Raw genomic sequence first — 19,428 nt, 5'->3', positions numbered from 1 at the left:
GGATTATGACCCACCGGAAACAAGCAAAGCAATCGGCGCAGCAAAAGAACCCGCGAAATCAGACGTTCGCGGGTCAGAAATGGGAATTTCTACTTCTGTTGCTGGTCTGGCGGCGGTTGCTGCTGTTGTTGCTGCTGCTGTGACTTTTTCTTTTTATTCAGCACCTGGTTGAGCAAATCGCCCAGTTGGCCGCCCGGATTGGCAGGCTGGGTCTGATTTTGTTGTTGCTCGTTACCGCTGACCGCATCCTGCTTCTGAGGTTGCTGCTGCTGTTGTTGCTGGCCTTGCTTGCCTGCAATGGCCCCGAGGATGCCGCCCAAGCCGCCCTGTTGTTGCTGGGTTCCCTGTTGGCCCTTCTTTCCCAGTACTGCGCCAAGGATGCCGGTGGTGAGGTCACTGGGATTATTGAAGCTGGGCACCAGATTTTCGAGTTTCATACGGGCGACCTGCTGTAGATCGGGGGCAAAGCGCGGCGCGTCGGTGGTACCGGTGACGAGGATCGGCATCACAAGCTCGCCTTTGTTGTTGGCGAGCGCGGTCTGCATGAAGCCTCCGATACCTGTGCCGCCGACTTTGTCGCTGAACTGCTTCGACAATACCGCCGTCAGATGCATGTTCAGCGCGTTGTTGGCGAGATTCACGGTGCCCGCGGCCGCAAGGTTCGCACCGGGGATCACCGCGCGCAGGTTGTCGGTTTCCGCTACTCCGTTCACCACGTTGAAGGTGCCGGTAAGCTTGGTAACATCCGTGAACGGCTGCTTCGGAGCCGCCGAGGCGTTCAAGAAGCGGCCGATACTCGCAAGCTGGTTGAGAACGTCGACCTTGGCGATTCGCCCATTGGAAAGATCGAGCGACATCTGGCCGTTCAGGGATTGCGCGAAGTTGCTCTCCCCTCCCGCACGGAAGCTCGTGTTGGCGTTTGCGGCGAGCAGACCGTAGAGCGTTTCCTTCATCGAGCTGACGGAGGAGACAAGCTTGTTGGCGTCGACTTTTTGCAGCTTGGTGTTAACGGCAACGGCGGTTGGTGTTTGCCGGGTGTCAAGCACGATGGATCCGGTCTGCTGGCCACCATAGACAGTGCTGGTGACAGGGTCGAGCCGGATCACTCCGTGGTTCAACGACACCTGAGACTTCACGTCGTTGAGGACGATCTGGTCATAGAGAATCTGGCCAGCGCTGATAGTGCCGCTGCCCACGGCCTTCGAAAGCAGGCTAGGTTCCTGGGTGGCCGCATAGGCACGCGGAATCAAGCTGAAGCTTGCCCGTTTCTGAGTCTCGGGCGCGGTGACGATGATCTTCTGCATGGCGGCAAGATCGAGCTTGTCCATGTGCAGGGCAAAGTTGATCTGCGGCGCGGCGAAGTTGCGGACGGACAGGTTGCCGCCGGCGGTGGTCTGGTCCAGCACAACGGCCAGGTTGTCCAAGGTCATTGAGTTCTGGCTGAAGCGCATGTTCGCGTTGCGAACGTTCAGCGGCTTGGTGAGAGAAGGCGTGTTCAGCGACGCGTTCTGGAGCGAGCCAGAGCCGTTGAAGACCATTGCGGAGGCATTCTTCAGCGGGCCAGCGGCCGAGAGGTTCAGAGTGATTTGCCCGGAGCCGCTCATCCCCTCAACCGCCGTAACTCCGTACGCGTTTGCGATGGAAAGTAGTTCGCCAACATTCGCGTTGTTGGTCTGGAGCGTCGCCCGCATGGCCGGCGCCTGAGTAGTGTAATTCTGCAATGAGAACTGCACGGCAAGTTGGGTTCCCCCGGTGCGGGCGGTGAACTGGTTGCTGTCGATGGCGGTTGGCGTGAGGGACAAGTTGATCTGGGGCACGCTGACAGCCTGCTTGATCTGCCCTCCTGTGATCTCGACGTTGCTGGCCTGCAAGTTGCCGTTCAGCGCAGGATTGTTCGAGGCGCCACGTGCCGAGATATTGGCGTTGAGATTGCCCTTGATGTCGGTCCCGGCGTTAAACGCGACTCCCGCCGCGGCGGCCAGTCGGGCGATCTCCGAAATGGATGCACCCTGAGTCGAGACGCGCATGTCAAGTTGTGCCGGATCCGGACCGGCGTTCATGACGCCGGCGATGGTCACGGGCGTAGGACCCAACTTCAGGACCGAGTTCTCGATGCGAATGACGTCACCTTTGAGGTCGTCCGAGAGCTTGTAGTCGAGCGAGATGGGATATCCGAGCTTGGTGGCCTTGATTTGAGGATCGTCGATCTTGAGCGAACCCTCGGAGTTGAGTACGCCGTTATCGGTTTTCATCTTCAAGGAGCCGGAAAGCGTGCCGTTATAGCCTTCGAGCGCGGCTATGTTTGCGGCCTTCTGAAGATCGGCGATTGGAATTTGTTTCAGGTCGACGGTGCCATCGAAGGGAATGATTGCCGATCCATTCGCCATGGGGCCTGCGGTGCCTTCGATCCGGATTTCTTGATCTGACTTCCCTGCAATACGGACCGCCCCGTCGATGTCGAACGCCTTTCCGGGCGCAAAGTTCTTGAGGGTAAGGTCGATATTCTCGTAGGTGTTCTGCGAGTTCTTCTGCTGATCGATCATGCGGACGCGGCCGTTCTCAATCTGCAGGTGGGCCAGCGAAAGCTGCGGCGCCTGTTGAGCCGACTGTCCGGCTTCTGGCTTGGCTGCCGTCGGCTTCTGCGGCTGCGGTGGCTGCGATTTCTGCTGTGCCGAGGCTGGAGCGGCAGGTGCTGAAGGTGCCTGACCGAGCGAAGAGTAGTTCCACTGGCCTTCCTTGTTGCGGATCAGCTGGATGTCGGGATTTACCAGGCTCAGGGCCTGGATCTGGATGTCCTTCCGCAAAAGCGGCAGCAGGGAGATGCGAACGTAGAGAGAGTTGGCTTTCGCGAATGGGCCCGCGCCGAACTTCGGGTCCTCACCGATCGCCACGTTGTTCACGGTCAGCGAGGGCGGAAGCAGCGAAAGCTTCATGGTGCCAAGGCTGACGGGACGCCCGAGGCGATTCTGCAACTCCGCCTGAATACGGTCGTGGTAGTGGTTGACATCAAGGAACTGGGGAATGATGGCAAGTCCGAGGACGATGAGGACACAGACTACGACGAGGATGATGGCAAGTTTTCGCATACGGGTACCCCTACTCTGTCAGGGTTTATTGTCAGACGAAAAAGCAGCGCTATCTACTTATATTCGAACCCCCAGTAGGAACGACGGTTGCAAAACGCCATTGCACATGGGTGCTAGTACTAGGGCTCTTTAAGGATAGATGCGGATTCCGCGCCCGGCAGGCCGACCTCTTCCCAAGTTGGGAACTCAGGTTTGACGCTGTGGAAAGGGTACTGCTAGAGTAGGAAATTCATTCCCCTATATCGCTCTACTCAGGATAGCTACCTTGCGCAGTTCCGAACGTCATCAACTGAAAGAAGATCAATTTGCCGCAGCAACGAGCCAGACCTTTACCTGGGCTGCGGAGCACCGCAACATCCTCACCTATGGAGTTTTAGCGATTGTCGTCATCGCAGCTTTGCTGGTCGGCGGTTTCTACTATCAACAGAATCGTGAGCAGCAGGCCAGCATCCTGCTAGGCGATGCATTGCGGATCTATTCGGCTCCGGTCGTGCCGGCCGGGACCACGATTCCTCCGGGTGAGATCGGCTTCTTCAGCGCGGAAGAACGCGCAAAGCAGGCCAGCGGCAAATTCCTGGAAGTAACCGACAACTACGGTCGAACCGACTCCGGCGCGATGGCCAAGTACTTCCTCGGGCTCTGTTCGCAGGACATGGGCGACAACGCCAAAGCCGAGGAGTATCTGAAGAGCGTGGCCGGTTCCCGCCGTAGCGACATCGGGGCGCTGGCGAAGAACGCGCTGGCTTCGCTGTACCACGAAACCGGACGCGACCAGCAGGCGATCGATGCCTATAAATCGTTGATCGATAAGCCGACAAATACCGTCCCAAAAGCGCAGGCACAGATGGCGCTGGCGGAACTCTATTCCGCGAAAGACCCGGCGCAGGCGCGCAAGCTGTACGAAGAGATCGTGAAAGAGAATGCCGACAATCCGATCGGAAACATCGCGAACGCGCGCATGTCGCAGTTGAAATAACAGAAAAGAGTTACGGACGCCGCGCCCACGGGTGCGGCGTTTTTGTTTGGTGCATCTGAATATGTGAGCGTTATGCTTTACCTATGACGATCTTTGAAGCCCCGGAATACGATGCGCGGAAGGCAAGGCGCCGCAAGATCATTATTTCCGCTGTTGTGGTCTCGGTGCTCGTGCTGGGCGTTGTGGCCTGGCTGTTCAGAAATTGGCCGGAAGAGCGTGTGGCCAGCAAATTTTTCACGGCGCTGGTCGCGAAGGACTACAAGACTGCTTACGGTATCTGGGTTGCCGATCCCGATTGGGAAAAGAAGCAGCCGTTGGCGCGGTATCCGTTCAACGAGTTCTATCGCGATTGGGGGCCCGCCGGAGAGTGGGGGCCGATCACGAGTTTCCATATTGATGGTTCGTCGCGTCCATCGGACCGTAATACTTCCAGCAATGGTGTGGTGGTGGTGGTGACCATCAACCAGCGCAAAGAGCCGGCAACCATCTTTGTGGACAAGAAAGACCATTCCATCAGTTTCTCGCCGTTCGAAGTGGTGCAGTGACGGGCATTGGCAAGCTGCTGATTGTCGCGGGCTCGCTCACGGTTGTGCTCGGCATCGTAGTCGTGCTCGCCGGCAAGACAAATCTTCCACTCGGGCGCCTGCCGGGAGACATCGTCTATCGAGGGAAGAACACAACCTTCTATTTTCCGCTGGTTACCTGCATCGTGCTGAGCCTTGTGCTTTCGGCGATTATGTGGATCCTGGGACGGTTCTCGCGGTGAAGTAATCCACTACTTCGGGTTGCAGCAGGTACCGGATTGCCATGATGGCGCCGATGATCTTCGTGCCGTGAATGAAGATCGCCAACACACGCGTGTCGATGACGGCGCTGGAGATTGGGACCACGGTGACGGCGATCAGGAAACCGGAGGCGATTACCGCCAGGCGTCGTGCCCAGCGCCACCCTCGAAGCAGACCGAACCCCAGCAGCACAAAAGCAATGCTGACTATCAGGAACACCACGGGTCCCATCGTGGAATACTCGCCCAGAAGATACGCGCCGCTGGCGAGCGAAAGCACGCCGAAAGCGATCAGCAATCCATTCGCAGTCAGGTAGAGAGTGATCCCGAAGCACACGAATGCAAGCGTCCGTACTCCCGCGGGACGTGTGATCGGACGCGGCTCATCGAGAAAGGTAAGACTCACCGGAGCACATTAGCAGAGAGAATTACTTGTTCGCCTGCAACACGTTGTAACTACGCGGACGATAGGACTCCATCCGGGAGGCTGCGCGGTTCAACGCCTTGGCGAGTTCCCCGATCTGCTGCGTGGTCAAGGCGAGGTCGCCGTAGCCAATTGCTTCATTCACGCCAGGGATGACGGAAGCGGCGTAGCCCTTTAAGTCCGCCGGAGCAAAGATCGCGTGACGGAACCACGGGCGCTTGGGCAATCCGTCAGGCAAGAGCAGATCGCGTTCCACGTTGATGAGGGTTTCGTTCAACTCGCGGACGTCACCAGTGACCTGAGTCTGTTCCCTGCCGATCATGCGTCCGGCGCTGACGAAACGCTTAGCCGCGCGAAGCACGGGAGAGAAATCCGGCGCTCCTTCTCCGAAGGTGTCCTTGGCACGATCTTCGGCCGCGAGCACGTACTGCATGATGTCCATGCCGTAAACCTGATAATCGTAAGGAAGCACGTCGGCATCAGCCATACGCAATACCTGCAAGCCGAAGACGCGGGCCACCATCTGGGAATAGAGAAATCCAGGATCGCCGAACTTGCGGTACCACTCGTAGTTATCGAAAACCGAGTGATACACACCATAATTCCCGCTGGTCCGTATGTCGCTGGCCGGAATACCCATGTGATCGACGAACGACGTGTAATCCGAACCGCTGCCAAGATTGCCCAATGCGACATCGGAACCGCCCGCGGCCGGAGCAGTCCATTGCGCAAGGTTCCGCCATTGCTCGAAAAGCATGCCGCCCTTTGGGCTCGGCACGATCATCGTGATGTCGCGCAGGAAATTGCGGAGACTCGGAGTGGCGGCGGCGCGGAAGTTCGGTCCCGCAGCACCAGTATCGGTATTAAAGTAGACGACTGCTTTAGCCAGCAACGCTCGGTTGTCTTCCACCCATTCGGTGGAACCGATGAGACCCTGCTCCTCAGCGTCCCAACTCGCGAACACGATCGTTCGCTTGGGTTTCCACCCGCTCTTCAGCAGGACACCCAGCCCCCTGACCGCCTCAAGCATGGCGACCGTACCGCTGACAGGATCGACTGCGCCATAGACCCACGCATCACGGTGATTGCCGGCAACCACTAGCTCATCCGGATAGGCGGTGCCCTTGATCTTGCCGATCACGTTCCAGATGGTTCGATAGCCGTAATCGTGCTTCACCTTCAGGTGAATCTTCACTGGACCAGGTCCGGCACGATAGGTCAACGGGAGCGTACCTTGCCAATCGTGCGGGGCGGCAGGCCCGGCCAGTGCGGCCAGAATGGGCTGAGCGTCGTGTGCACTCAAGGGCGTGATCGGAATCCTGGGCATGTCCGAGTTCGACATCGGATTAATACGCTGGGAATCGGGCAGGTCTACACGGGAGGCAAAGCCGGGAGTGGTCGGATCGCCCGGATGCTGGAAGCCGAATTCCACCGTGCCTCGTTGCACGCCCGTACTTGGACGCCACGGACCTTTGGGATAAACGTCTCCCTTGGTGTAGCCGTCATCGGAAGGGTCGGAGTAAATGATGAGCCCTGCGGCTCCGGCTTCCTGCGCCAGGTAGGCCTTCACGCCACGGAAATTCTCACCGTAGCGGACCAGCACAATTTTTCCGCGAACATCCACGCCCATCTGCTGTAGGGCCTGGAAGTCTTCCGGACGCCCGTAATTTGCGTATACGACGGGCGCGGTTACATCGCCGGAAGGCGAGTATCCGCTGAACGCCGGCAGGACGTGCGCGTGGTTCTGGTAGGGATCGTGATCAACTTGCTCGGGCGTGGGACCGACCATAATCGGCCCGCCTGGGCCATAGGCTTTGACCGAGACTTCAGCGGGGTAATCGAGCCAGACTCTGTACTCGACAATGGACGTGTCAAGTCCGGCTTCTCGGAAACGCACGGCGACGTACTGGGCAGTCTTGTAGTCCTCGGGCGAACCGGCGATGTGCGGTTCCGCCGCAAGGATCTTCATATGTTCTTCTGCCGACGCGGGATTCGGTACGGAAAGGAAAAGCGTTTCATTCGCAGTGGCAATGCCCGAGGTGGTGGGGCTTTCTGTGGCGCGACCGTTTTTCGCGCCAGAGGCGCTGCCCGCAACAAGCAGCACCAGAACTGCGATCAAGAGCTTGACTTGCCTCGACCCCACAACGAAGGTCCGCCGCGTGGCGGAAAAGAATGGCGACATCGTACCAGAACCCGGCCCGCCGGCCTTCCCCTAAATGTTCGGCAGGCTGGAACCTGCTACATATGAGACGCCTACTTGCCTCCGGCTGTTGTTAGATGCCGGTAAGCATTCGATGATCGGCTACTTACGCGATGCTTCAAAAATCCGGGCTTTTTTGATCGCCTGATTCCCATTCTGGGAAATTTGGGGTCCGCATGTATAGTGGCAGGAAAACCATGTTCCTGCGCAAAGGCCGCTTCTGGATCGTTGTATTCGTGCTCGCTGCTCTGCTGATTCTGGTGGGCGCGAAGGCCGGCGAGTTCCTGGTGCAGGATAACCGCGAGAAGTCTGACGTAATCGTGGTCCTGGCGGGAGACCATACGACGAGCCGATATAACAAGGGTCTGGAACTACTGCGGGCCGGATACGGGAAAGTCATGCTTGTGAACGCCTCCGCCGACTACCTGTACTTCGGCCATCCGCCCTCGGAATACGCGGCTCGTTACATCAAAGAGACAGCCGGGCCGGATGTCGAACGCGTCAAGGTGTGCCCGGTCTGGGACAACTCCACCAAGAATGAAGCTGCATGGGTAGTCGAGTGCCTGAAGAAGGTGGGAGCGAGAAGCGCACTGATCGTGACCAGCGATCACCACACACGACGCGCCCTGGCGATCTTTCGCCGGTCAGAGCTAGGCGTTCGATGGACGGTTGCCGCAGCTTACAACCCGAAGGAGTTCGGCACGAGATGGTGGACCAATCGCGAGTGGGCGAAGATGATGCTCACCGAAGGAGAGCGGCTGTTCTGGTGGTACGTGGTCGATCAATGGAACCAGCCACAGCGTCATTCGATCAACATACAGTCGCCGTAGGAGTAGAAACGGTACTTCTCCTGAACCGCGTGCTCATAGGCGCTCAGCACCAGATCTTTCCCGCCCAACGCTGATACCAGCATCAGCAGCGTGCTCTTCGGCAGGTGAAAATTGGTGAGCATGGCGCTCACGACGCGGAATTGATATCCCGGATAAATGAACAAAGAGGTATCGCCGGAACCCGCTTCGATGCGGCCGTTACGTCCGGCGTGCTCGAGAGTGCGGACAGCGGTGGTTCCAACGGCGAGCACGCGGCGGCCCTCATCGAGTGCGCGATTGATGCTGTCGGCCGATTGCGGTGTAATGCGATACCACTCCTGATGAAGCTTGTGGTCTTCTACGCGTTCCTCGTGGACCGGCTGGAACGTACCTAATCCGACATGCAGGGTAACTTCAGTGGTTTCGACACCGCGCTGCCGGAGGCGGTCAAGAATCTCCGGCGTGAAGTGGAGCCCGGCAGTAGGCGCTGCAACCGAGCCTCGCTCGCGCGCATAGACGGTCTGATAACGATCGCGGTCAGTGGCCTTGTCTGCACGATCGATGTAGGGCGGAAGCGGGACGTGGCCAACTTTCTCAACGGCAGCGAAGAAGTCGGGGACCGGATCGAAACGCAATGTGCGTTCACCGAACTCACCGCGCGCAACGACTTCAGCATTAAGCTCGTCGCTGAAGGTCAACCGTTCACCCAGACCTATTTTTCGTCCCGGACGCACGAGGGCTTCCCAGTCCCACTCGGCGACCGGACGTACCAGCAGCGCTTCGCACTTCCCCTTTAGGAACTCCTTAGCAGCGGGATTGTTCGGGCTGACGGCTTGTGCATGCGATCCGCTTCGATGACCGAAAATCCGCGCCGGGAAAACCTTCGTGTTATTGAAAACCACCAGATCGTCCGGGCGAATCAGGTCCGGGAACTCGCGAAAGAGACGATCGTGAAACTGACCTGTGCCGCGTTCCACGTGTAACATGCGCGAGGCGGCGCGGTCCGCCAAGGGTTCCTGCGCGATCAGTTCCTTCGGAAGATGGTAGTCAAATTCGGAGACAAGCACCTTTCGATTCTAAATGTGCCTCATCGTGCTGCGGTGGTCACGAACTGCTTACCTTTCTGCTCATGTCCGAACCAGACGATGATGGCCAGCGAAACGATAGTCATGATTTCGAACGACGCCAGTGCCCACTGGTAGCCGAGGTGGTCACGCAGGGCGTATTCGATGGTATTGGTCGGTGATGCAAACAGGATCCCCAATTGATACGCAAACCCCGGGACAAGCCCGCGCGCTGCGTCGGGCGACATTTCGACGAGGTGTGCCGGAATAATGCCCCATGCGCCCTGCACTCCCATCTGCATGACGAAGGCGCCGATGGCGAGAATGATTGGCGTCCATCCGAATGCCCAGAACGGAATCACGATTAGCGACAAAGCGAGGGCGGCGATCATCGCCTTGCGGCGCCCCACGAACTCCGACAGTTGCCCGAAGAGTATGGCCCCAACGATTGCGCCGAAGTTATAGAAGATGGCAATGTTCGACACCGTTCGTGGCGCGATGTGGTGTTCGCTCTTCAGAAAGTCGGGATAGAGATCCTGCGTGCCGTGCGAGAGAAACATCATGAACGTCATCAGCACCACGAGGAACAAGAAACGCTTCCAGTAGTGCATCGTTGATTTCAGGATCGCGCCAATGGTTGGGAGCTTGTGTTCCTGCCACGCTTCGGATTCAGGAACCTTCGTCCTTATGTACAGCGCCAGCAGCGCAGGGATGCCGCCAACCCAGAACATCCAACGCCAGCCGAGATTCGGCAGCACAAAACGCGCGGCGATGGCGGCAATCAGGTAGCCCATGGAATATCCGCTCTGCACGATTCCCGAAAGCACGCCGCGCCAGCGCGGAGGAGCGTTCTCCATGGCGAGCGAAGCTCCCACACCCCACTCGCCGCCCATACCGATACCGTACAAGGTGCGCATCACGACAAAGAACGTGTAGTTCGGCGAGAAACCACAAAGCAGGCCAATGGTGGAGAAGAAGATAACGTTCGCCATCAGCGGAATGCGGCGGCCGTAGCGATCAGCGAGGATGCCGAAGACAACTGCACCAACCGGACGCGTGGCTAATGTGGCGCCAATAGTCGCCACGATCGCGGCTTTTGAAACACCAAACTGCGAGGCAAGGATGTCGACCAGGAACACGACGACAAAGAAGTCGAAAGCGTCAAGGGTCCAGCCGAGATAACTGGCGGTCACCGCGTGGAAGCGGTCGGATCTGCTCAGAGTCGATGTGGCGGCCATGGGGTGCACGCGATGATACACCCACGGACGCCGAATCCATTGTTCTCAGGCGACGGAAGCTTCTGGTTTTTGTTCGTTTTCGAGGACGATCTCGGGCGTCACCTCGACCGGAAACTTAACGGAGTTGGCGATGAAGCACTTCTCATGCGCCTGGTGATGTAACTCCTCTGCTTTGGCCGGATCGCTGCCGGAGGAGATGGTGACGGTTGGCATCAGTTGCACGCTGGCAAACTCCCCCGCGCCATCCGGCTTTTCACGCATGATGCCGGACGCGGCATCGGTGTAGGCGACCACGTTTACCCGATTCACCGCGCAAAGGTGCAGGTACATCAGCATGTGGCAAGCCGAGAGGCTGGCAACCAGAAGGTCTTCGGGGTTGTGACGTGTGGGGTCGCCGCGAAACACCGGATCGCTTGACCCCGCAATCGGCTGTTTGCCGACAACCTCAATAACGTGATCGCGACGATAACTGCGATAGCCCTTCGTGCCCTCGCCGTCATTTCCTATCCAAGTAACGCCAACTTTGTATGTGTGCTCTTTCATGATCGCTCTTCCACTTTGCGCGTCCATGACTCGGAGACGGCGCGTCCTTTCTCCATATCGTCGACAACAAGGATGAGTTGGTTCGCGTGATCGCTGTACTGAACCTCGATGTTCACGCCTACGTCGGCCATCTGTCGCGAGAGCTTTCCCAGTTGACCCGGTTCGTCCTGCCTGAGTCGTTGAATCAGAACATCGCGAACCGCCGTGACCTTGATACCGGCGTCTTCGAGTGCACGTCGTGCTTTCTGGCCGTCATGAACAAGAAAGTGGGCGACCCCGCTACCGTTCACCACGAAAACACCGCCACCTTCCAGGCTGATGCCGGCTTTCCCGAGCACTTCACCCATGGTGGCCAGAGTGCCGGGGCGATCTTCCAAAGCGATTGCCAGATCCTGCATTTGCCATCCTCGGAAAAGATTGTTTCGTGCGAGCGGGGGCTTGTCACGCACAAATACTTCGTTCACCATGAAACTATGACTGCAAAGCCCGACATCGAGCGTATTGCCCAGACCATCGGCGATGCCACACGGATCAGGATGCTTGTTCTCTTAACGGAAGGCCGTGCTCTCACGGCAAAGGAACTCGCGTACGGAGCAGGCGTGGAACCTGCAACAGCCACCGCGCACCTGCGCCGACTGCTTGCCGACTCGCTCATCCAATCGCGAGAGCAGGGCCGGCATAAGTATTTTCGGCTGGCGTCGCCGGAAGTGGCCCGCTGTGTGGAATCGTTATTGACTGTGGCTCCGGCGCAACGCACCGAAGACATCAACGCCTCACCAATCCGCCTGGCCCGTTACTGTTACGACCATCTTGCTGGAAGGCTGGCGCTCGACATTACCGAATCACTGACGCGCAGGAAGTTGATCGTGGCCGACAGTAAGAACTTCAGCGTTTCCTCGCGAGGCGAAAAGTGGTTTCAGGATTTCGGGATTGACTTGGGAAGACTTGCGCGGAACCGCAGAAAATTCGCGCCGCTTTGTCTCGACTGGACGGAACGGAAAGATCACATCGGCGGAGCGCTTGGTGCAGAGATTGCTTCGAAGCTGCTGGAAGATGGGTGGTTCTCCCGAACGAAAGAGACACGGGCGGTTTCGCTCACCGCTGCTGGCAGGCGACGCCTTAAGTCTCATTTCGGCATCGACTGGCAGGCCTAAACAGCATCTCTCGATGGATAGCTCTTCTTCTGCCGTTCGAAGATCTCGCGCACTCTTTCCAGGGTGTCGACCTGGTCGGTTGTTTTGTCCGGACGCAGCCTGACAATTCGCGGGAAGCGCAGCGCATAGCCGCTGTTATGCCGATCGGAGATCATTACCGCATTGAATGCGACTTCAATCACGATCTGCGGCTCCACGGTTCGGCGCCAGCCTTCGTCTTCGATCGTGTGCGCCTTGAACCAATCCGTCATCTGCGCAATCTCAACGTCGGTCAAGCCGCTATACGCTTTGCCGACGTTGAGCAGAGAGTCGTCGGTGTCAGACGCGCGCACCGCAAACGTGTAGTCGCTCAGGACTGAGGCCCTTTTCCCGTGGCCGAACTCGACGGCAGTCACTACCACGTCGAGTGTTGCCAATTCACGCTTCAACTTCAGCCACGATTTGCCGCGCCTGCCGGGAGAATACGGCGAGCGAACATCCTTGATCATCAGACCCTCGTTGCCGCGCTCCAGTGCTTGCTCGAAGATCTGCGCGAGTTCTTCGGTCGACTCCGAGCGTACCACCGGTGCTCGTAGAACCTGCGCCATCGAGGATGTCTCCACCAAGGGCTTAAACGCCAACTGGCCTTGTGGCGCCCGCGTGCGCACGGCACGCCGCGTATTTGGGAATTGAACCGCGCGCGCGAAGATTGCCTCAAGCAGGGCACCACGGTCGGCAAGCGGCCGCTCGATCACCAATTCGCCGTCTGCAAAGAGAACGTCAAAGACCACGTACGCCACCGGCACTTCTCGCATAAGGGACGGCGTCACTTTCTTTCGTCCGAGGCGCTTCTGAATTTCCGTAAATGGCAACGCACGGCCGATGTCGGTTGAACCCTCCGGGCGATGCCACGCCACAATTTCACCGTCCATGATCAGTTCGCCGGTAAAGGCGCAAAGTGCATCCGGCAGTTCCGGAAATGAGTCGGTGATCTCGTCCAGCGTTCGCGAGTAGATGCGAACCTCTCCGTTGGATACATGCGCCTGAGCGCGGATGCCGTCGTACTTGTCTTCGACCTGTGCGTGATCGAAATAGCTGAATGCTTCTTCGGCGCTTTCCGCTGGGCTCGCAAGCATGAAGCCGATGGGGTGGAAGAGGCGCATCCGAGCGTCGGCGAGTCGTCGTGCTGCCGCAAGCTTGAGAGTCTCGCCGATATCGCCGAGCAGCATGTTGGCCTTCTGCACTTCGGCGAGGGGGTCACCATAGGCGACTGCAATTGCCTCTTCCACTAGACTCTCCCGCAAGCCGATTCGCAGATCTCCGCTCATGATCTTCACCACGTACTTCGCTTCGAGAGGAGTGAGCTTCGCGAAGAGAAGGCGCACGAACGATGCCTTCGCCGCTGCGCCCCTGGTTCCCGCGATGCGACGAAATTCGCGCGCAAGGTCGACGACGTTCACCGAACCTAGCTTGGGTGCGGAGCCTTGCAGCAGATCATATGCGGCGGAACCAAGGTCACCATATTTGCGATAGGCCTGCGTCATCTCTTCGTCCGAGTGGTGCGAGATTTCGCGCAGGACGCTCCACAAAATTGTGCCGCCAACTTGCAGGGTGATCTCTTCGAACGCTGGAAATGCACGACCAGAAAGAAAGATCGCCGAGGCCGCTGCTTCTTCTACCGTTCGCTCACGAAAGTAGTCCGCGAGCAGGCGAACTTTCTCCGACTTCTTGGTCGTGGCGGCGATTGCTTCGGCGACTTGTGCGAGCCGGTGCATGAATGAACCATTTTTGATGAATGCGCGCTTGAAAGGATACGCGATTCACACGCAACCATTTGTGGTTGCCAGCACTCTGAAACTGAAAGTGATTTTATCCGGGAGGATAGTGATGGCAACAAAACGCAGTGGCCGCAAATCAGCTTCGAAGAAATCGAGTTCACGCAAAAGCGCCAGCCGCGGTTCGAAGACCGGTTCGCGCAAAACGAGCACGAAGAGCCGGGGCACGAAACGCTCGAGCGGCAGCAAGTCGAGCAAGTCACGTTCGTCGTCCTCGCGCGGAGGTTCGCGGTCTGCAAGCAAACGCTCCTCGAGCTCACGCAAATCGAGTTCATCAAGGAAATATGGACCGAAGGCACAGGAAGAAGTCCGGACTGAAATGCATCACCTTGAGCAGGGTGAGCATAAGAACCGCAAGCAGGCGATCGCCATTGGGCTTTCGAAAGCGCGCCGTGCCGGCGCGAAGGTACCCCCACGAAAGAAGGCCGCTTAGCAGATGGTTAAGGCGGTTATCTTCGACATTGATGGAACGCTCGTCGATTCCGTCAATCTTCATGCGCACGCTTGGCAGCAGGCGTTCCAGCAATTCGGTCACAATGTGACGTTCGAAGAAGTCCGGCAGCAGATTGGAAAGGGATCAGACAAACTGATCCCTCATTTCTTATACGAACGCGAAAACGAACGCCTGGGAAAGCAGCTGGATAAGTTCCGCAGCGAACTGTGGAAGCGCGAATACCTGCCGAAGGTGCAGCCATTCCCGATGGTCCGAGAATTGTTCGAGCGGCTACTGGCCGAGAGCAAGAAGGTGGTACTGGCCTCGTCGGCGAAGGGCGACGAACTGGAAGCGTACAAGAAGATCGCCGGCATCAACGACCTGATCCAACGCGAAACTTCCTCCGATGACGTCGAGAACTCCAAACCTGATCCCGACATCATTCACGCTGCGTTGGCCAAGCTACATAATCCCGATCCGAGCGAAGTCATCATGATCGGAGATACTCCCTACGACGCCATTTCGGCAGACAAGGCCGGAGTGCGGACTATCGGTGTATTGTGCGGAGGGTGGTCTGAAGAACAACTGCGAGAGGCCGGATGCGTAGCCGTCTATCGTGACCCGAGCGATCTGCTTCTGCACTATGCGCGGTCACCGTTGGCATCGCCAACCGGTATAGCCGCCTAGCTAATCAATGTCCAGGTACTGGTCGATCCACCGCTTCACCGACTCGCGGGCCGGTTGATCGATCTCGAATTTCACGCCCGCCATGGAATCCGTAGGACGAAGCCAGCAAATCTGTCCTTTGAGTTTTAGCCCGGCCTGCCCGGGAAGATCGAACGCCACCTGGATATCGTCACCCATCGCAAGCTTGCCCTTGTAGCGGATCGACATGCCGCCGCCGCTCACTTCGATGGTGCTACCGGAAATGTGTTGCAGTCCGGCAACGGCTTCGAGTTTCACCACAATGGGAATGCGCACATAGCGCCGGAACTCGTTGATGATCAACAAGTGCGTCGCGCGAACGGCGCGTAAGGCGTTTTGCCGGTCAACGGGCTTTTCGAGAAGTACGTTGATTCCGTACTTCGAATAACGGATCGCCTCGCCCACGCCACCGCAGATACCGAAGACCACCAGGCGCCGATTCGAAGGGGACGTCCGTGCCTGCTCCAGGATTTGTCCGGCGTCCTCATCCAGCCAAATCACGCAAGCATCGACCTTTTCCTTCTGAAGGCGCGCCGCATCGGCGGTGGTCAGGACGGTGGTGTCGATTCCGAACTGCTTGAAGCAATCGCGCAGGATTGCCGCCGTCATCTCGTCGACGTTAAACAGGACCGCGCGAGCTGCGGCTTTCTTCAGAACCGACACTGCTGATGTAAGGGCCATGGAGACAGATTAACTCACGGGGAGAACTCACATTCTGCACGTTTCCGAAAAACTTGGCAATCACGCAATCCGGTAACCAAGGTCATGGCCCATCAGATTTTTGCCGGTTGTGATTTACAGCCTTGCAATCCGGCAGGTGCACTGGACAACCTCAGTGTTTCCCCTCACATCTAGGCGCTACGGGGTGAAGTATTTAAGGAGAGTACCTATGAAGCGAGTATTGCTTGCGTGCGCCACGGTGTTTCTTGCGGGAATAACCGTTGTCGCGCAAAACCAACCTGCCACATCCAGCACCAGCCAGGGTTCCGGCAGCAGCATGCCGAAACATACCAGTGACACCAAATCGGCAAAGGCCGGCAAGACACTCACCGGCTGCTTAAGCCAGTCCGCGAACACCGAAGGCAACTACACGCTCACGAATCGACGCAAAAAGACAGTCGAGTTGATTTCCACCTCCGAGGATCTCAGCAAACACGCCGGGCATGAAGTGCAGCTAAGCGGCAACTGGACGACGGAAAAAGCCGAGGGCAAAACGACGGAGAAGTCCGAAGCGAACGAGGACAAGAACGAGAAGCACTTCCAGGTCAGTTCGGTGAAGGACGTCGCCGACACCTGTGAGACGCAGGCCGCCTCGGGTATGGCTACGCACAGCGGCCATCATGGGAAACACAAGAAGAGCGCGCAAACCACGACGACCAGCGCCAATACCACTCCCGCTCCCAATCCTCGTTAATTCTCAGCCCAATAAAAGAGGCGCAGGTATGAGCCTGCGCCTTTATTTTGTTCAGAAGTAAGAGCTATTCGGTCCAGCGACGGAATACGAGCGAGCCGTTCGTTCCGCCAAAGCCGAAGGAATTCGACAGTGCATACTCCACCTCCGCTTTGCGTGGGTGGTTGGGAACGTAATCCAGATCGCATTCCGGATCCGGGGTCTCGTAATTCATCGTCGGAGGCAGAATCTGGTCGCGAAGCGCGAGCACGGTGATGCCTGCTTCCAGTCCGCCGGCCCCGCCGAGAAGGTGCCCTGTCATGGACTTGGTCGAGCTCACAGGAGGGATCTTGTCCACGAAGGCACGCTTGATCGCGATGGACTCAAGTTTGTCGCCGATATCGGTCGAAGTGCCGTGAGCGTTTACGTAGCCGACTTGCGACGGCTGGATCTTCGCATCACGGATGGCGTTCTGCATCACGCGATACCCGCCCTCGTGTTCCGGCGCCGGAGAGGTGATGTGATAAGCGTCGCCGCTCATGCCGTATCCCACGATCTCCGCCAGTATCTTCGCGCCACGCTTCTGGGCGTACTCGAGTTCTTCCATGATCAGGATGCCGGAACCTTCGCCAACCACAAAACCGTCGCGGTCCTTGTCCCACGGACGGCTCGCCTTTTCGGGAGCATCATTGCGGGTGGAAAGAGCGCGCATGGCGGCGAATCCGCCGATGCCCATCGGAGTGATGGCAGCTTCAGTTCCGCCGGCAATCATGACGTCGGCATCGTTTCGTTGAATGATCTTGAAGGCATCGCCCACGGAATGTGCGCTGGTGGTGCAGGCGGTCGCGGTTGCCTCGTTGGGCCCCTTGGCTCCGAAACGCATGCTCACGTGTCCGGCAGCAAGATTGATAATCGATGCGGGAATAAAGAAAGGCGAAATCTTGCGCGGACCACCCTGCATGAGGTTGGTGTGCTCACGCTCAATTACGTCAAAGCCGCCGATGCCTGAGCCAATGTGGACACCCACACGATGGCCGTTCTCTTCCGTGATCTGCAGGCCAGACATCTTCATCGCTTCCTCCGACGCTGCCAGCGCCAGATGGATGAAGCGGCCCATCTTTTTCACTTCTTTTTTCTCGACGAAATTGAGCGGGTCGAAATTCTTGACTTCAGCTGCGATCTGGCATGCGAACTGGGAAGCGTCGAACTGGGTGATCCTGCCAATGCCACTCTTGCCGGCAAGCAAGCCCTTCCAGACTTCCTCGGTGGTATTGCCAACTCCGCAGATCAGACCCAAACCGGTAATAACGACGCGCCGCTGCAAACTATTTGCCGCCTTTCGCGTTCTTCTCGATGTAGTCGATCGCGTCTTTCACGGTGCGGATCTTTTCGGCGTCTTCATCGGGAATCTCTATGTTGAAGGCCTCTTCGAAGGCCATCACCAGTTCCACGGTGTCGAGGGAGTCGGCGCCAAGGTCGTCGACGAAGCTGGCGCTGGGTGTCACTTCGCCCTCATCGACGCCAAGTTGTTCCACAACAATCTGTTTTACCTTCTCATCTACTGCAGCCATGCTGTTCTCCTGCGAATCGGCGGAATTCGCCAATACAACGCGGCCTCCGCCAGGCGGAGGCCACCAAAATTCTTGCTCGGGATTATTGTTTTACCTTGGCGTTTTTGCCGATGTAGTCCACCGCGTCCTGGACGCTGCGGATCTTCTCTGCATCTTCATCCGGTATCTCGATGTCGAACGCTTCTTCAAAGGCCATCACCAGCTCGACCGTGTCGAGAGAATCGGCGCCGAGATCATCGACGAAAGAGGCATTGGCCGTCACTTCTCCCTCGTCAACTCCGAGTTGTTCCACGATAATCTGCTTAACTTTTTCCTCTACGGATGCCATCTGAGCGGCTCCTCCTATCGTCTGTAAACCAGTTAGTGTATATGCCGCGCTGAAAACGTGTAAAGGAAGGCTTGTCGCAGGCGCTTGTGACATGCGAACACCCGTTCCCACCTCCCCAGGACAGGAATCATCCTAGCGACTGCCGAAACCGGGGTCAAACCGCGGCAGTCTGCGGCCGGGACGCCGGAGCCATCATCTCGGGTATGGTTTTAAAGACGTACCCTTCGGAGCGGAATTTCTCGAGTAGTTTCTCCGTCGCTCGAACCGTGTGTGACCGGTTGGTGCCGAACGCCAAATGCCCGCCATCGTGCAGCAGGATTACATCTCCCCCACGCACCTGCGGCGTGACCCTGTTTACGATGGCCTCAGCCGACGTCAACTTCCAGTCGAAGCCGGTCACATTCCACATCACCGGCGTGAATCCTTCCGAGCGCACGGTGCGAAGGACAAAGGGCGTCCTTCCTCCAAACGGGGGGCGAAACAACTTGGCATGCTGGTTGCCGACGGCGTTATCGAGCGCTCGCTCACAACGAAGTAGTTCTTCCCGAACCTGCGACTGCGACCGGAAGATCAGATTGGGGTGGGTGTACGTGTGGTTCCCGACAACGTGTCCTGCTTTAACGAGCTCGCGAACGATATCGGGACGGTGATCGACATATTTCCCGACCAGGAAAAACGTCGCGCGGACATCATGCTTTGCCAATACCTCCATTAAATGGAAGGTGTGGGGGTCGTTTGGTCCATCATCGTACGTCAACGCGATCTCGCGTCGCCCGTCACGATGTCCGAGGAAGGTTTTGCCGTAGAGCTGCGACCGCGGAGCCATCGTGTGATAGCCTGCGTAAACAAGTGCCCCGGAAATTCCCACAGCTAACCCTAGCATTTTCAGCATTATACAAAAATGTGGAA

At 57.8% G+C, this 19,428-nt stretch carries 21 protein-coding genes and 1 pseudogene; 8 read left to right on the top strand and 14 right to left on the bottom strand.

The features are described from left to right. Positions 1–89: 89 nt before the first annotated feature. The gene (locus VN577_05455) at positions 90–3,086 is read right to left on the bottom strand and encodes an AsmA family protein (GenBank protein ID HWR14250.1); all 2,997 of its coding nucleotides are present in this window, start codon (positions 3,084–3,086) and stop codon (positions 90–92) included. Positions 3,087–3,351: 265 nt separating this feature from the next. Between VN577_05455 and VN577_05450 the strand changes: the two genes are divergently transcribed. The 3 genes from VN577_05450 (at position 3,352) to VN577_05440 (ending at position 4,828) form a co-directional block, all read left to right on the top strand. Beyond that, positions 3,352–4,062, top strand: a complete 711-nt coding sequence (locus VN577_05450; GenBank protein HWR14249.1) for a tetratricopeptide repeat protein — start codon at positions 3,352–3,354, stop codon at positions 4,060–4,062. A gap of 83 nt (positions 4,063–4,145) precedes the next feature. Further along, complete coding sequence (locus tag VN577_05445; protein ID HWR14248.1) at positions 4,146–4,607, top strand: hypothetical protein; 462 nt, start codon at positions 4,146–4,148, stop codon at positions 4,605–4,607. Then, entirely contained in the window at positions 4,604–4,828 is a 225-nt protein-coding gene (locus VN577_05440) for a DUF2905 domain-containing protein (protein HWR14247.1), read from the top strand. The genes VN577_05445 and VN577_05440 overlap by 4 nt, the downstream gene beginning before the upstream one ends. Here VN577_05440 and VN577_05435 read toward each other — a convergent pair. Beyond that, positions 4,797–5,252, bottom strand: coding sequence for a hypothetical protein (locus VN577_05435; protein HWR14246.1), 456 nt, complete (start codon positions 5,250–5,252; stop codon positions 4,797–4,799). The genes VN577_05440 and VN577_05435 overlap by 32 nt on opposite strands. A 22-nt stretch (positions 5,253–5,274) precedes the next feature. After that, positions 5,275–7,452: a M28 family metallopeptidase gene (locus VN577_05430; GenBank protein HWR14245.1), complete on the bottom strand. Its 2,178-nt coding sequence runs from the start codon at positions 7,450–7,452 to the stop codon at positions 5,275–5,277. A 194-nt stretch (positions 7,453–7,646) separates the two neighbouring features. Here VN577_05430 and VN577_05425 point away from each other — a divergent pair, with 194 nt between their 5' ends. Beyond that, the gene (locus tag VN577_05425; GenBank protein ID HWR14244.1) at positions 7,647–8,300 is read left to right on the top strand and encodes a YdcF family protein; all 654 of its coding nucleotides are present in this window, start codon (positions 7,647–7,649) and stop codon (positions 8,298–8,300) included. Here VN577_05425 and queA read toward each other — a convergent pair. The 4 genes from queA to VN577_05405 are packed head-to-tail and all read right to left on the bottom strand — an operon-like array spanning position 8,273 to position 11,522. Further along, the gene (gene queA / locus VN577_05420; GenBank protein HWR14243.1) at positions 8,273–9,346 is read right to left on the bottom strand and encodes a tRNA preQ1(34) S-adenosylmethionine ribosyltransferase-isomerase QueA; all 1,074 of its coding nucleotides are present in this window, start codon (positions 9,344–9,346) and stop codon (positions 8,273–8,275) included. The two genes, VN577_05425 and queA, sit on opposite strands and share 28 nt — an antisense overlap. A gap of 20 nt (positions 9,347–9,366) precedes the next feature. Beyond that, complete coding sequence (locus VN577_05415) at positions 9,367–10,581, bottom strand: MFS transporter (GenBank protein ID HWR14242.1); 1,215 nt, start codon at positions 10,579–10,581, stop codon at positions 9,367–9,369. 45 nt (positions 10,582–10,626) lie between these two features. Continuing rightward, on the bottom strand, positions 10,627–11,124 hold the full coding sequence (locus VN577_05410; protein ID HWR14241.1) for an OsmC family protein: 498 nt from the start codon (positions 11,122–11,124) through the stop codon (positions 10,627–10,629). Further along, complete coding sequence (locus VN577_05405; GenBank protein HWR14240.1) at positions 11,121–11,522, bottom strand: hypothetical protein; 402 nt, start codon at positions 11,520–11,522, stop codon at positions 11,121–11,123. The genes VN577_05410 and VN577_05405 overlap by 4 nt, the downstream gene beginning before the upstream one ends. Positions 11,523–11,597: 75 nt before the next feature. Between VN577_05405 and VN577_05400 the strand changes: the two genes are divergently transcribed. Continuing rightward, a complete protein-coding gene (locus VN577_05400; protein ID HWR14239.1) occupies positions 11,598–12,278 on the top strand; it encodes a winged helix-turn-helix domain-containing protein in 681 nt (226 codons plus the stop codon). On the opposite strand, the gene VN577_05395 is transcribed toward VN577_05400, so the two are convergent. Together VN577_05395 and VN577_05390 are read right to left on the bottom strand one after the other, a co-directional pair. Then, complete coding sequence (locus tag VN577_05395; protein HWR14238.1) at positions 12,275–14,032, bottom strand: ATP-dependent DNA ligase; 1,758 nt, start codon at positions 14,030–14,032, stop codon at positions 12,275–12,277. The genes VN577_05400 and VN577_05395 overlap by 4 nt on opposite strands. Positions 14,033–14,077: 45 nt before the next feature. After that, complete coding sequence (locus VN577_05390) at positions 14,078–14,356, bottom strand: hypothetical protein (protein ID HWR14237.1); 279 nt, start codon at positions 14,354–14,356, stop codon at positions 14,078–14,080. 28 nt (positions 14,357–14,384) lie between these two features. On the opposite strand from VN577_05390, the pseudogene VN577_05385 reads away from it, so the two are divergent. Both VN577_05385 and VN577_05380 read left to right on the top strand, forming a co-directional pair. Next, positions 14,385–14,525, top strand: a pseudogene (locus VN577_05385) (DUF6496 domain-containing protein). Between the two features lie 3 nt (positions 14,526–14,528). Further along, positions 14,529–15,212, top strand: coding sequence for an HAD family hydrolase (locus tag VN577_05380; GenBank protein ID HWR14236.1), 684 nt, complete (start codon positions 14,529–14,531; stop codon positions 15,210–15,212). Here VN577_05380 and VN577_05375 read toward each other — a convergent pair whose 3' ends face one another. Continuing rightward, a complete protein-coding gene (locus VN577_05375) occupies positions 15,213–15,911 on the bottom strand; it encodes a PilZ domain-containing protein (GenBank protein ID HWR14235.1) in 699 nt (232 codons plus the stop codon). 208 nt (positions 15,912–16,119) lie between these two features. On the opposite strand from VN577_05375, the gene VN577_05370 reads away from it, so the two are divergent. After that, complete coding sequence (locus tag VN577_05370) at positions 16,120–16,644, top strand: hypothetical protein (protein ID HWR14234.1); 525 nt, start codon at positions 16,120–16,122, stop codon at positions 16,642–16,644. 64 nt (positions 16,645–16,708) lie between these two features. On the opposite strand, the gene fabF is transcribed toward VN577_05370, so the two are convergent. The 4 genes from fabF to VN577_05350 form a co-directional block, all read right to left on the bottom strand. Continuing rightward, positions 16,709–17,944, bottom strand: a complete 1,236-nt coding sequence (gene fabF, locus VN577_05365) for a beta-ketoacyl-ACP synthase II (protein ID HWR14233.1) — start codon at positions 17,942–17,944, stop codon at positions 16,709–16,711. Position 17,945: 1 nt separating this feature from the next. Beyond that, complete coding sequence (gene acpP / locus VN577_05360) at positions 17,946–18,191, bottom strand: acyl carrier protein (GenBank protein ID HWR14232.1); 246 nt, start codon at positions 18,189–18,191, stop codon at positions 17,946–17,948. An 82-nt stretch (positions 18,192–18,273) separates the two neighbouring features. After that, positions 18,274–18,519, bottom strand: coding sequence for an acyl carrier protein (acpP, locus tag VN577_05355; GenBank protein HWR14231.1), 246 nt, complete (start codon positions 18,517–18,519; stop codon positions 18,274–18,276). 154 nt (positions 18,520–18,673) lie between these two features. Next, positions 18,674–19,402, bottom strand: a complete 729-nt coding sequence (locus VN577_05350) for a polysaccharide deacetylase family protein (protein ID HWR14230.1) — start codon at positions 19,400–19,402, stop codon at positions 18,674–18,676. Positions 19,403–19,428: the final 26 nt, after the last annotated feature.

This window comes from Terriglobales bacterium, assembly GCA_035561515.1.
Taxonomy (GTDB): domain Bacteria; phylum Acidobacteriota; class Terriglobia; order Terriglobales; family Acidobacteriaceae; genus DATMXP01.
Note: the sequence above shows the minus strand (reverse complement) of the source record. Positions and strands in the feature narration are given on the sequence as shown.

What these genes read in the sequence shown, in the direction of transcription:
- VN577_05405 (HWR14240.1), bottom strand. Translation starts at nt 11,522, where the DNA reads ATGCAGGATCTGGCAATCGCTTTGGAAGATCGCCCCGGCACTCTGGCC.
- acpP (HWR14231.1), bottom strand. Translation starts at nt 18,519, where the DNA reads ATGGCATCCGTAGAGGAAAAAGTTAAGCAGATTATCGTGGAACAACTC.
- VN577_05395 (HWR14238.1), bottom strand. Translation starts at nt 14,032, where the DNA reads ATGCACCGGCTCGCACAAGTCGCCGAAGCAATCGCCGCCACGACCAAG.
- VN577_05370 (HWR14234.1), top strand. Translation starts at nt 16,120, where the DNA reads ATGAAGCGAGTATTGCTTGCGTGCGCCACGGTGTTTCTTGCGGGAATA.
- VN577_05380 (HWR14236.1), top strand. Translation starts at nt 14,529, where the DNA reads ATGGTTAAGGCGGTTATCTTCGACATTGATGGAACGCTCGTCGATTCC.
- VN577_05410 (HWR14241.1), bottom strand. Translation starts at nt 11,124, where the DNA reads ATGAAAGAGCACACATACAAAGTTGGCGTTACTTGGATAGGAAATGAC.
- VN577_05350 (HWR14230.1), bottom strand. Translation starts at nt 19,402, where the DNA reads ATGCTAGGGTTAGCTGTGGGAATTTCCGGGGCACTTGTTTACGCAGGC.
- acpP (HWR14232.1), bottom strand. Translation starts at nt 18,191, where the DNA reads ATGGCTGCAGTAGATGAGAAGGTAAAACAGATTGTTGTGGAACAACTT.
- VN577_05430 (HWR14245.1), bottom strand. Translation starts at nt 7,452, where the DNA reads ATGTCGCCATTCTTTTCCGCCACGCGGCGGACCTTCGTTGTGGGGTCG.
- VN577_05455 (HWR14250.1), bottom strand. Translation starts at nt 3,086, where the DNA reads ATGCGAAAACTTGCCATCATCCTCGTCGTAGTCTGTGTCCTCATCGTC.
- VN577_05400 (HWR14239.1), top strand. Translation starts at nt 11,598, where the DNA reads ATGACTGCAAAGCCCGACATCGAGCGTATTGCCCAGACCATCGGCGAT.
- VN577_05375 (HWR14235.1), bottom strand. Translation starts at nt 15,911, where the DNA reads ATGGCCCTTACATCAGCAGTGTCGGTTCTGAAGAAAGCCGCAGCTCGC.
- VN577_05425 (HWR14244.1), top strand. Translation starts at nt 7,647, where the DNA reads ATGTATAGTGGCAGGAAAACCATGTTCCTGCGCAAAGGCCGCTTCTGG.
- VN577_05445 (HWR14248.1), top strand. Translation starts at nt 4,146, where the DNA reads ATGACGATCTTTGAAGCCCCGGAATACGATGCGCGGAAGGCAAGGCGC.
- VN577_05415 (HWR14242.1), bottom strand. Translation starts at nt 10,581, where the DNA reads ATGGCCGCCACATCGACTCTGAGCAGATCCGACCGCTTCCACGCGGTG.